This window comes from Crocinitomix algicola (assembly GCF_001661595.2).
Lineage (GTDB): Bacteria > Bacteroidota > Bacteroidia > Flavobacteriales_D > Crocinitomicaceae > Crocinitomix > Crocinitomix algicola.
Genome location: NZ_LYPF02000034.1, coordinates 1 through 12,561 on the forward strand (window position 1 = coordinate 1; position 12,561 = coordinate 12,561).

Annotated in this window: 12 protein-coding genes and 1 tRNA gene; 7 read left to right on the forward strand and 6 right to left on the reverse strand. The window is 35.1% G+C overall.

Annotation, left to right across the window (positions count from 1 at the left end):
• Position 1 precedes the first annotated feature (1 nt).
• Positions 2-86 (reverse strand) — tRNA-Ser (locus tag A8143_RS16260).
• Between the two features lie 196 nt (positions 87-282).
• Here A8143_RS16260 and A8143_RS16265 point away from each other — a divergent pair.
• The gene (locus tag A8143_RS16265) at positions 283-1,725 is read left to right on the forward strand and encodes a GWxTD domain-containing protein (protein ID WP_066759965.1); all 1,443 of its coding nucleotides are present in this window, start codon (positions 283-285) and stop codon (positions 1,723-1,725) included.
• Between the two features lie 58 nt (positions 1,726-1,783).
• Positions 1,784-2,809, forward strand: a complete 1,026-nt coding sequence (locus A8143_RS16270; RefSeq protein ID WP_066759966.1) for a glycosyltransferase family 2 protein — start codon at positions 1,784-1,786, stop codon at positions 2,807-2,809.
• 54 nt (positions 2,810-2,863) lie between these two features.
• Here A8143_RS16270 and trxA read toward each other — a convergent pair whose 3' ends face one another.
• The 4 genes from trxA to A8143_RS16290 form a co-directional block, all read right to left on the reverse strand.
• Positions 2,864-3,181 (reverse strand): thioredoxin, encoded by a 318-nt coding sequence (trxA, locus tag A8143_RS16275; RefSeq protein ID WP_066759967.1) that lies wholly within the window; start codon positions 3,179-3,181, stop codon positions 2,864-2,866.
• Positions 3,182-3,308: 127 nt separating this feature from the next.
• Positions 3,309-4,886, reverse strand: coding sequence for a sodium:solute symporter (locus tag A8143_RS16280; RefSeq protein WP_245676521.1), 1,578 nt, complete (start codon positions 4,884-4,886; stop codon positions 3,309-3,311).
• A gap of 15 nt (positions 4,887-4,901) precedes the next feature.
• A complete protein-coding gene (locus A8143_RS16285; RefSeq protein ID WP_066759969.1) occupies positions 4,902-5,891 on the reverse strand; it encodes a glycoside hydrolase family 113 in 990 nt (329 codons plus the stop codon).
• 11 nt (positions 5,892-5,902) lie between these two features.
• Entirely contained in the window at positions 5,903-6,259 is a 357-nt protein-coding gene (locus tag A8143_RS16290) for a CoA-binding protein (protein ID WP_066759970.1), read from the reverse strand.
• 144 nt (positions 6,260-6,403) lie between these two features.
• On the opposite strand from A8143_RS16290, the gene panB reads away from it, so the two are divergent.
• The gene (gene panB, locus A8143_RS16295) at positions 6,404-7,219 is read left to right on the forward strand and encodes a 3-methyl-2-oxobutanoate hydroxymethyltransferase (protein WP_066759971.1); all 816 of its coding nucleotides are present in this window, start codon (positions 6,404-6,406) and stop codon (positions 7,217-7,219) included.
• Positions 7,220-7,227: 8 nt separating this feature from the next.
• On the forward strand, positions 7,228-7,914 hold the full coding sequence (locus tag A8143_RS16300) for an RluA family pseudouridine synthase (RefSeq protein WP_245676522.1): 687 nt from the start codon (positions 7,228-7,230) through the stop codon (positions 7,912-7,914).
• An 11-nt stretch (positions 7,915-7,925) separates the two neighbouring features.
• Here A8143_RS16300 and A8143_RS16305 read toward each other — a convergent pair whose 3' ends face one another.
• Positions 7,926-9,116, reverse strand: a complete 1,191-nt coding sequence (locus tag A8143_RS16305) for a THUMP domain-containing class I SAM-dependent RNA methyltransferase (RefSeq protein WP_066759973.1) — start codon at positions 9,114-9,116, stop codon at positions 7,926-7,928.
• Positions 9,117-9,216: 100 nt separating this feature from the next.
• Between A8143_RS16305 and A8143_RS16310 the strand changes: the two genes are divergently transcribed.
• The 3 genes from A8143_RS16310 (at position 9,217) to A8143_RS16925 (ending at position 12,418) form a co-directional block, all read left to right on the forward strand.
• A complete protein-coding gene (locus A8143_RS16310; protein WP_139134409.1) occupies positions 9,217-11,505 on the forward strand; it encodes a patatin-like phospholipase family protein in 2,289 nt (762 codons plus the stop codon).
• A gap of 419 nt (positions 11,506-11,924) precedes the next feature.
• Positions 11,925-12,116, forward strand: coding sequence for a hypothetical protein (locus A8143_RS16920; protein ID WP_139134410.1), 192 nt, complete (start codon positions 11,925-11,927; stop codon positions 12,114-12,116).
• A gap of 14 nt (positions 12,117-12,130) precedes the next feature.
• Positions 12,131-12,418, forward strand: coding sequence for a hypothetical protein (locus A8143_RS16925; protein WP_139134411.1), 288 nt, complete (start codon positions 12,131-12,133; stop codon positions 12,416-12,418).
• Positions 12,419-12,561: the final 143 nt, after the last annotated feature.

The window sequence follows — 12,561 nt, forward strand, 5'->3', positions numbered from 1 at the left end:
GCGGAGAATGAGGGATTCGAACCCCCGGTACCTTGCGGTACAATAGTTTTCAAGACTACCGCATTCGACCACTCTGCCAATTCTCCGCGGCAAAGATAGTTATTTTTTAAAAAGTAAATTTAATTTTACCAAAAGAATTCCAAAAAACAATAATTCTAAACATAAAGTCATCAATATTAAGAGAATATAATTTCAATTTTTCAGATGGCTCAATAATTAAAGCATTTTGAAAGGTTAAAAAGACGTTGAGCAAATAATTCAGTATCTTTATACTTTAAGAAAATGAAAATGAGACTTGGCTTAACTTTACTTCTATCTTTATTTACAATTGCCGGATTTGGTAAACCGCAGGTTTATTTCAAATACAATATTTTTCACACCCCAGAATCTGAGGCATATATCACCACAACCTTACAATTCCTTAGTCATACTTTTAAGTTTATAGGAAATGAAGAGGGCGCCTTATCGGCCAAGGTAGAAATTACACAAATCTTTAGTCAAAACGGAGAAGTGGTATTAGCTGACAAATACGAACTAAATTCGCCCATGATGAAAGACTCCACTGTGGAGGATTTCTATGACATACAACGCTATAGTTTGAAAGAAGGCATTTACGACTATGAATTGATTATCGAAGACCAACATTCAGGTGAATCTGTTAGTGGAAAACAGTCTATAACAGTAAATCCTTTGCCGTCAGATAAAATTGTTATCTCTGATATTGAATTTATTGAAGATGCATATCGAACAGATGAAAATTCAAACTTTAGTAAAAGTGGTTATTTCATGTTGCCTTATTTAACCAATTATTTCCCTCCTGACATGAATAAAATTGCATTTTATTATGAGTTATACAACACTGAACAAATTATAGGCGAAAATGAAGATTTTCTTATGACTTGTAATGTGGAAGATTATTTAAGCGGTGAGTTAATGAACGATATTTTCAAATTTAACAAACTAAGATCAGGCACTGTATGTCCAGGTATTTCCGTTGTACCAATTGACCAATTACCTTCTGGAGATTATAACTTACTCATCAATATTCTCAATAAAAATTATGATACGTTAGCCACTAAAGAAGTTTTCTTTCAAAGAAGGAATGATCTTTTAAATTTATCTGCAACAAGTGTAGAAGATGTTGAAATAGACCCTACATTTAAAAATTCAATTAATAGAGATTCCATTCCTTATTTCTTAGGAAGTATAATGCCGATAAGTGAGCGATACGAATATGAAACGATCCGTAAACTACTAAAAAGTAGAGATACGGTGATGATGGAAAAATATTTCTATTCTTTTTGGAAAGAAACAAGTCCAAATAACACGTATGTAGATTGGTTAGAATATAAAGATCAAGTGCGATATGCTGAAAAATTATTTGGAACTCAAATAAAGTATGGCTGGGAAACTGACCGCGGTCGGATACATTTAAAATACGGTTCACCTAATTCAATTATCGATCGTCCTAATGAACCAAGTGCTTATCCTTATCAAATTTGGCATTATTACCGAATTGGTAAACGCTCTGACGTTCGTTTCGTTTTCTATAATCCAGATTTAGTGACAAATGACTACCCTTTGCTTCACTCAGATATGCAAGGCGAATTACAAAACTATCGATGGGAAATTGATTTGCATAAGCGTGATAACCCTAACACAAACCTAGATGACACAAATGGATCAAGTCATTATGGGGGTAATGTTAGAACACTTTATCGTTAATTCAAATTGAAAAAACAAGGTTTAGATTGATAACTTCTTATATTTACGGCGATTTATCATGGATAAAATAGCTGTAGTAATACTGAATTATAATGGAAAGAGGTTCTTAAAAGAGTTTCTACCTACTGTAATCTCAAAATCTCCTGAGGCAAGAATTTATGTTGCAGACAATTGTTCAACTGACGATTCAGTTTCTTTTTTAAAAGAAAATTTTCCGAACATTCAATTAATAATTAATAGTGCCAATGGAGGATTTGCAAAAGGCTATAATGATGCCCTTAAAAAAATTGATGCCGAGTATTATGTTCTTCTCAATTCTGATATAGAAGTAACAGAAAACTGGATTTCACCGTGTATTAATTTACTCGAATTGAATCCAGAAATTGCAGCCGTACAACCTAAAGTTTTATCTTATAATAATAAAGTGAAATTTGAACATGCAGGTGCTGCAGGCGGATTTTTAGACAAAGATTTTTACCCCTTTTGTCAAGGTCGAATTTTTGAGACGACTGAAGTTGACAATGGACAATACAATGAATCTAAAGAAGTGTTTTGGGCCACTGGAGCTTGTTTGTTTATTCGTTCAAAAGCTTATCACAGTGTAAACGGATTAGATGAGGACTTTTTTGCTCATATGGAGGAAATTGACCTATGTTGGCGATTAAAATCAAGAGGTCATAAAATATATTATTGCGCTGAGAGTAGTATCTATCATGTTGGTGGTGGAACTTTGAATTATGCAAATCCTAAAAAAACGTATTTAAATTTTAGGAATAGTTTATACATGATGACCAAAAATTATGGAGGTATTTTATTCATAAAATTATTCAAGCGCCTAGTATTGGACGGAATGGCAGCAACCTTATTTATTCTGAAATTTCAATTTAAACATTTTGGAGCCGTTTTCATGTCACATATGACCTACTATAAAAACTTGAGAACATTTCTAAGAAAACGAAATGAAGAGAAAAAAGTGAATCGCGTAAAGGTAACTACAGGATTATATAAACGCTCAATAGTCCTGAGAAGTTTTCTATTCGGAAAAAAATCCTTTAAAGACTTAAATCCAAACAATTTTAAATAAAAAAAACGCTTATCTACATTGTAAACAAGCGTTCTATTCGTTATTTATCTCAACTTATAAAATAGCGTCTAACTTTGACGTTAGTTGAGTCTTTGGAACAGCTCCAACAGATTTATCTACAATTTCTCCATCTTTTAAGAATACGATGGTAGGAATATTTCTTACGCCAAATTTACCAGCGATAGATGGGTTATTATCTACATCAACTTTACCGATAATAGCTTTCCCATCATACTCGTTATGCATCTCTTCAATCAATGGACCAACCATTTTACAAGGACCACACCATGCCGCCCAAAAATCTATTACTACTGGTTTGTCTGCATTTCCAACAATCTCGTCGTAATTTGCTTCAGTTATTTCTACTGCCATAATTTTATATATTATTGTTCTTTTATACTGTATAATAATCAGCAAAATCAATACCAATTGACTTTAACTGCCAACTTGTCTTTAAATCTACTGACTATTTAGTTCGTTTACAAATTTGTCAATAAATTTATGAAGTTCTTACATTTTTCTTTGAAAAAATCCAAAGTAAGCCATAAACTGTTGCTGCAATGAGGCCAAGGACTTCCCATCCAAATTGAAAATAATTTCCATCACCATCGGCCCACAAATACTGAGCATTTGTATTCATCAAATAATAAAACAAAGGCACAATGATACTAACAGGAATTGTGATAATCGCTCCTACTTCCCGTTTATTCGCAATTCCAAAAAGGAATAATCCTAATAAGGGACCATAGGTGTAGCATGCCGCTGTAAATAGTGTTTTTACAATACTATCATCATTCGCATATTTAAAAATGATTATCGTTAAGATTAAAATAACAGACACCCATATATGAACTTTGCGGCGTTTATTTTCTTGTTTCGTTTTATCATCTTTTTCAATTTCCAGAAAATCAACAGCAACCGATGTTGTCAATGCAGTTAAAGCGGAATCAGCACTACTATATGCCGCAGCAAATAAACCTAATAAAAAGAATACACCAATAGCAATATGCATCCCTCCTTCTAAGGCAATTGTTGGAAATAACAAGTCGCCGTATGGCTGTCCGGCATCATTAAGTCCGTGACCATGCCAAAGTTCCGTAATTTCTGGTTTAGCCTGGACATATAAAAACAAAAGTCCTCCCAATACAACAAACAAAACATTTACAAAAAATAAGATGAATGAAAACGATAACATATTCTTTTTCGCTTCTTTTTCATTTTTACATGTCAAATTTTTCTGCATCATATCTTGGTCTACACCAGTCATTCCCAACGTCACAAACAATCCCCCTAAAACTCCCTTCAACCAATAATTTTTTGCTAATGGATCCTCATATTGAACAACTTCACCAACCCCAGCATCACTCAAAGCTGTATAAACATCGGTCAGTGCTAAATCCAATTCTCCAGCAATTAGGTAAACACTTAATCCAACAGAAATTAACATGAATAAAGTTTGTAATGTATCTGTCCAAATAATTGTTTTTATCCCCCCTCTAAACGTATAAACCCATATCAGTAAAACACTAAATATTACCGTTAACTCAAATGGTAAACCTATTTCGTCAAAGACAAATGTCTGCAATACTTTAACTACAAGATACATCCGTAAAGCCGCACCAATTAGACGGCTAATCAGGAAAAATCCTGCCCCTAGTCGATAGGTAGCACGGTCAAATCGTTGACTTAAAAACTCATAAATAGATGTCAAATTCAAACGATAATAAAGTGGAAGTAACACAAATGCTATAATGACGTAACCCAGGATATATCCAAAAGCGACTTGTAAATAGGTCATGCCATCTGACATTACCAAACCGGGCACTGAAATAAATGTAACTCCGGAGAGCGAGGCCCCAATCATACCAAAAGCAACAAGATACCATTTGTTATTTCTGTTTCCAGTAAAAAATGTTTCATTATCTGCCTTTCGACTGGTGAAATAAGAGATCCCCATCAACACCAAAAAATATATAACAAGTATAAGTAATATAAACTCTTTTGTCATAACATAAGTTAAAGGCACAAATTTAACGGAAAGTCGGTTCTGACCATCATCATGGGCAATTATTCTCAATTTACTTTTTTCGCATTATTGCGCCCAAGAATCTCGGATAACCTTTTCTGCCGGTTTATTTTGCGGAGTAAAATCAATATTTCCTCTACCTCCTTGGTCAGGATGGTTGATGTACCATTTCCAAACAAACATTCCTTTCAACCAATCTTCACTCCACACCTCCTCGAAAAAAGCTTCATACGCCCGAACTTGTATCTGAGATGCATAAGCTCCTTTTTCTCTGAACTCCCATGGTTTCACTGTTGCTCCTTTCAAACTTCGATAACCTATTTCTGTGAAAATTATTTGTTTTTTATTTTTATGAGAAAATTCAGAGAGTCTTTTTCTGTGTATTTTCCAACCTTCTAATAATTCAACCTGTGCTGGATTTTTACGAAAACTAATTGGAAAATAAGCGTTTACACCAATATAATCAAGCTCATCCCAAAAATAAACTTTTTGAAAATCATCCCAATTAGCGGCATAGGTCAACTGATACTTATAAATGGATTTTGCTTCGCGAATTAGTCGATTCCAAAAGTCGGGTCTAGCAGCGATAAATGACTTCCACTCTGTTCCTATGCAAAAAAGCTCAACCTCAAGTTCTTCTGCAATTTCCAAAAAAAACAAGATGAATTCACGATAAGAGGATTCAAATATTCTCCAATCATTCTCCTTACTCAATTTAAAGTCACCCGTATAACCATCCGGAATCCATACCTGAGGCTTTAACATAACTTTAAGTCCGTTGTTTTTACATAAATCTATTGTTTCACGAATGCCTTCTTCTCGTTCACCCCACCATTGCCATGGGATATTGAATTTTATCTCTTTATCTTTTATAAAACCAAAAGGCATTAATGTAACCCAATTCGCATTAATTTCGATTAAAGGACTTATGTCCGCAATCGAAATGGGATCACGACTACCCACAAGACTGATACCTTTCATCTTATCTTGTGCAAAAAGATTGATTGACAATTGCATCCAAGCGATACAAATAAGATAATGGAGAAAGGTTTTCATAATTCAACAGGTTAAAACTGATGTGTTCGCAACATCACCAAGGTACAAGCCTCCAATGTTTCAATGCCCAAATCATTGAGTTCCTTTTCAAATTGAGGGTTTTCCGTCCCAGGATTAAAAATCACCCTTTGAGGGGTTAATTTTTTTATATAATCTTGATATCCTTTTTGATTTTCGGGACTGAGGTAGAGTGTAACGGTATGCACATTATCCCAGCTTACAGGATTATCCTCAATACTTACCGTCCTTATTTTCCCTTTTTTATTTCCAATAGCAAGAACATCATGTCCGTTATCTAGCAAATCATTCACTGCCAAAAATGAATAACGAACGGGCTTTAAACTGGCTCCTAAAACAACTACTCTCATACATTTATATACTTTTAATTAAGATAAACTCTTAATCCACAAAATTAGTATCTTTATTCGTGGAATCTTAACTTAGAGTTTGATTATAGTCATTCCTTACAGTCTTGGATTAATTCCCTATTTTTGCAGTGAAAAATCATTTTTATGTCGGTACACAAAGAAGTAAAAAAAATCACAACCCACGTTTTACAGGAAATGAAAACCAATGGCGAAAAAATTGCCATGTTGACAGGGTACGATTACAGCATGGCTAAAATTTTAGATCGAGCGGGAATTGATATTATTCTTGTGGGCGATTCCGCATCAAACGTTATGGCTGGTCATGAAACGACCCTACCCATTACCTTAGATCAAATGATTTACCATGCCTCTTCTGTTGTTCGTGCCGTCGATCGTGCGCTTGTTGTCGTCGATTTGCCTTTCGGATCGTATCAGGGTGATTCTAAACAAGCTTTAACCAGCTCAATTCGAATCATGAAAGAGTCTGGTGGACATGCGGTAAAACTTGAAGGAGGACAAGAAATTGTTGAATCAATAAAACGAATTTTAACTGCTGGAATTCCTGTTATGGGACATCTTGGTCTTACCCCCCAATCAATATACAAATTTGGAACCTATACAGTTCGTGCAAAAGAAGAACAAGAAGCTGCACAGTTAATTAACGATGCAAAACTTCTAGAAGAAACAGGTTGTTTTGCTATAGTTTTAGAAAAAATCCCTGCTAAACTCGCTAAGAAAGTAGCCGATTCAATTAGTATTCCTGTAATAGGAATAGGTGCCGGGAATGGCGTAGATGGTCAAGTCCTAGTGTCTCATGATATGCTGGGAATTAACAATGAATTTAACCCAAGGTTTTTAAGAAAATACCATAATTTATACGAAGAGATGTTCAATGCTTTTCAAGGATACATTAAAGATGTCCGTTCAAGTGACTTTCCTAACGAAAAAGAACAATATTAATCTTGTCTGTGGAACCTCTTTCTATAATCTATGAAGACAACCATTTAATTGTTGTCAATAAAAAGGCTGGTGACCTGGTACAAGGAGATAAAACGGGTGATCAACCGCTGAACGAACGCTTAAAAGCGTATATCAAAAAAAAATACAATAAACCTGGCGACGTTTTCCTTGGAACTGTTCATCGCTTGGACCGTCCTACCAGTGGAATCGTATTATTTGCAAGAACAAGTAAAGCTTTGAGTAGAATGAATGCTTTATTTAAATCAAAAGACATTCAAAAAACGTACTGGGCTGTCACCGAAAAATCTCCGCAAAAAGAGAATGGTAAATGCATTGACTTTTTAGCCAAAGTTGAAAAGCAAAATAAAAGCTACGTTAAAAGTGAAAAGCACCCCGGAGCAAAAAGGGCGGAATTGACCTATGCTGTCAAAGGCAGAGGAAAAAATTACTCTTATATCGAAGTATTACCGGTTACGGGCAGACATCATCAAATAAGGGTGCAACTTTCTAATCAGGGCGCCATCATAAAGGGTGATTTAAAATATGGTGCTAAACGGTCAAACAAAGACGGTTCAATTCACCTTCACGCAAGAAAATTGTCCTTTATTCATCCGGTGAAGAAAGAACCCATTGAAATCCTTGCAGACCCACCAAACGATCCCCTTTGGAATGAGTTTTTATCCTTGGAACAATAAGTATTGCTGAGCTATTTTCTCTTATTTCTTTTTGGTGTTCTCCGTTGATTACGGTGACCATATTTGTGCTCCACTAAACTGCCTTCAAAAATTTCAAATTTTCTAAAATCACAACTCAGCGAACCATTATAAACTTGAATTTTCTTCGATGGCTTTAACTCAATCTTCTTTAAAGCATCGAAATTAGAACTTAAAACCCAGCAAGTGTATCCCGGCATTTTTCGTTTGAAAAAATTTCCTAAATCCTGATATAATTCACCAATCTCATCTACTTTAAGACGCTCACCATAAGGTGGATTAGAGATCAAAACACCTTTTCCCTCTGGCGCTTCTTGGTCTCTGAAATCTTTTACCTCAAAACGAATTGTTTTACCAAGCGGTAAAGCTTTTATATTATTTCTGGCCATCAATACAACGTCACCATCTGTGTCTGAGCCTACTATTTCAAAATCCAAGTCGCGGCGCGGTTGAGCTGGAGCTTTTTCCAAAATTGATTTCCACAATTGTTGATCATAACTCTTCCAATTTTGAAAACCATATGATTTTCGAGCTATATTGGCAGGAATACCGTTTGCCATCAATGCAGCTTCAATTGGTAACGTGCCAGAACCGCATGTCACATCGATAAAATTAGATTTTTTATCCCATCCAGATAAATATATTAAACCTGCAGCTACAACTTCATTCATTGGCGCATCTCCCGTATTTTTTCGATATCCTCTATGATATAACGGAGCTCCTGAGCTATTTAACGAAATAGTGCACGCATGTCCGTCAATATGAATATCAAAAAGTACCTTTGGTTTGGCTAAGTCAACATCAGGGCGCTTATCAAATTTATCCCTGAAATGATCTGCAATAGCGTCTTTTAAAACCAGCATGGGATAATTAGAATGATTAAAAAGCGGAGAATTCACAGCTCCCTTAGCCGCAAAAGTATCATTCACCCCCATGATCTCCGAAAAATTAATTTTACTAAATTTTCGGTATAAATCTTTCTCGTCAGCAAAACGAAACTTTTTAATAGGAACTAAAACAGAAATCGCTGTTCGTAACCATAAATTACACGAATACAATAGTGCTGTATCTCCTTTAAAAGTTACAACTCTATTTCCTACTTCCACATCTTTCCCTCCTAGAGCAATAACTTCCTCTTTTAAAACCTCTTCTAAGCCATACAACGTTTTTGCTACTATATCCATAATTTAGTTTTCTGCAAAGATAGAATTTGCCAACGACTTACAACCTTTGTCCGTGAGAAAAGTAATATCTAAAAAAATCAATTAACTTTGAAAACATACCGTGTTTAAGCGAATAATTCTCTATATCATTCTAATGTGTTGTACAACTTTGGGGCTTTCTCAAAGGGTGGGAATTGTGTTCAGTGGTGGCGGTGCTACAGGGTTCGCCCATGTTGGTGTTTTAAAAGCATTGGAAGAAAATAATATTCCTATTGATTTTATTACCGGAACATCCGCAGGTGCATTAATCGGAGCTCTTTATGCATATGGTTATTCCCCGTACGAAATCGAGCAATTAGTATTGAACGAAAAATTTCAGTTGATGTCTTCTGGTAAGCTGGAAGAAAAAGACCGCTATTCAATTCATAATCAAGATTTGGACGCTGAATTAATGTCTATCCGTTTAGCCAAAGATTCTATACTACAAAAGTCATTGCCAACAAATTTACTAAACCCAACTTTTTTGGACCTTGAAATTTTACGTTCAATTGGCAATAATCTTAATATTGGACAAGGCTCTTTTGATAGCCTATTTGTTCCTTTTCGCTGTATTGCTTCAAATATTGCAACTAAAGAAAGTATTCTATTCAAAGAAGGTAATCTGAATCAAGCTGTTCGAGCTTCAATGACCTACCCCTTCTTTATTAGTCCGATAGAAATCGATGGTAAATTACTGTTTGACGGTGGCCTGTACAACAATTTCCCCGCTCAAGATATGTATATGGAGTTTGACCCTGATTTTATAATTGGCTCAAATGTAAGTTATAATGAAGCTCCTCCACAAGCAGACGATTTAATGTCCCAAATAAAAAATATGTTCTCAACGCATTCAGACTATGGTTTACCTTGTGATGCAGGAATAATAATTGAACCGGATGCAGGCGATATCGGCACTTTTGATTTTGATGATATTCAACAAGCAATAGAAATCGGTTACCAAGCTACAATTGAAAAAATGGACTCCATTAAAGCCGCAATAAGTCTACGTGTAAGTCCTGAAGAACTTCGAAAATCTCGACATAACTTCCGCAATAAAACGAAAAAAATACTGGTAGAAGATATAGAAATCAATGGTTTAAGCGTGAATCAAGCTAAATACTTAAAACGGAAACTTTTGAATAAACGTAAAGAAGATTTTCTTTCTTATGACGAATTAAAAAAACGGTACTTAAGATTATATCAGAGCGAATTTGTACTGTCCATGTTCCCTACCTTATTGCCGATAACCGATTCAACTCAAAAGTTATTCATCGATATTCGAAAAGATAAACCTTTGCGAGCTGCTTTCGGTGGACACTATTCTTCACGTCCAGTTAACACTGGTTTTGTAAGCCTCAGCTATTCTGATTTTAAAGTTACCCCTATTACCTTATTTGCTAATTCATACTTTGGAAAATTTTACGGCTCTGTAAAAGCAGGACTAAAATTTTACCTACCAAGCAAAACAACATCTTACATTGAACCTTCTTTTGTTATGAACAGGTGGGATTATTTTAAAAGTTTTACCAGCTTCTTTCAAGAATCAACTCCTCCATATTTGTTACAAAATGAAATGTTTTGGTCAATTAGGTATGTGGTTCCTCCAAGCTCCAAAAGTAAATTTAGTTTCGATTTTACTAACGGTACCAACCGTGACACCTACTACCAATCTGATAACTTTAAACAAATCGATACCGCCGACCAAACAAGCTTCCTTTACTACTCGCCCGGATTCGAGTTTTCAATCGATAATTTAAATCGAAAACAATTTGCGTCTGCTGGAACGCAATTTCTTCTGAAAGCTCGTTTTATTCATGGTATAGAAACAACCATTCCCGGATCAACTTCCTCAATTGACGAGACTGTTAAATCTTTCAAAAACTGGTTTTATATCAAGTCAACCTATAAAAACTACTTCATTGAAAAGGGACCGTTCCGTTTAGGAGTCGATTTGGAAGCCGTATATTCAAGTCAACCCTTTTTTCAAAACTATACTGCCAGTATCCTATCATCCAATGCCTATCAACCTATAGTGGATGCCAAAACGGGGTTTTATAATGATTTCAGAGCAAATAAATATTTCGGTGCAGGGTTAATTAATGTTATTACCATCAAAGATAAATTTGATATTCGCTCTGAAATACATATTTTCCAACCTATACAACGCATATTAAGCGATAATGGCGTTCCGTATGAAGGTGATTATTTTATCAACCGTTTTGGAATGGCAAGCGCATCTTTAATTTATCATTCATTCATAGGACCAGTGCGTGCGACCGTTAACTATTTCGACAGTCAATCACAATTAAAACCACTTTCCTTTCAAGTCAGCTTGGGCTACGTAATTTTTAATAATAGAGCCTTGAAATAATTTTTTGGCCGCTCCCCTAATTCCACTCCGTTCCATTAGCGTCAGGCTTTCCGCACTCGCTTCCGCCCGCCCGTCCGTCTCAGACGGACGGAACGACGAAGAGCTTAAACAGTCGCTTCAATCCTTAGCAGATTTTTTTATTCACTTTATTGTAAAATTGATAGCGATATTTTGTTCAGGAATAATTGCTATTCTCTGAAGTCAGAATATCGAATGTGAATCGCAAAAGACAGAAATTTGAATCATCCAACAACCTCACTCCATCATTCAACATTCTTCATTCGTTATTCATTATTACTTAAACTCAGAATATCGAATGTCAATCGCAAAAGGCAGAAGTTTGAATCATCCAACAACCTCACTTCATCATTCAACATTCTTAATTCATTATTCATCATTATTTGAACTCAGAATATCCCATGTCAATCGCAGAAGGCAGAAGTTTGAATCATCCAACAACCACACTTCATCATTCAACATTCTTCATTCGTTATTCATCATTACCTGAACTCAAAAAACCGAATGTCAATCGCAAAAGGCAGAAGTTTGAATCATCCAATAACCACACTTCATCATTCAACATTCTTAATTCGTTATTCATCATTACTTAAACTCAGAACATCCAATGTCAATCGCAAAAGACAAAAGGTTGAATCATCCAACAACCACACTTCATCATTCAACATTCATCATTCATCATTACTTAAACTCAGAATATCAAACATTCATCCCAAAAGACAAAAGGTTGAATTATCCAATAACCACACTTCATCATTCAACATTCTTCATTCGTAATTCATCATTACCTGAACTCAAAATACCGAATGTCAATCGCAAAAGGCAGAAGGTTGAATCATCCAATAACCGCACTTCATCATTCTACATTCTTAATTCATTATTCATCATTATTTGAACTCAAAATACCGAATGTCAATCGCAAAAGGCAGAAGGTTGAATCATCCAAGAAACACACTTCATCATTCAACATTCTTCATTCGTTATTCATCATTATTTAAACTCAGAATATCCCATGTCAATCACAAAAGGCAGAAGGTT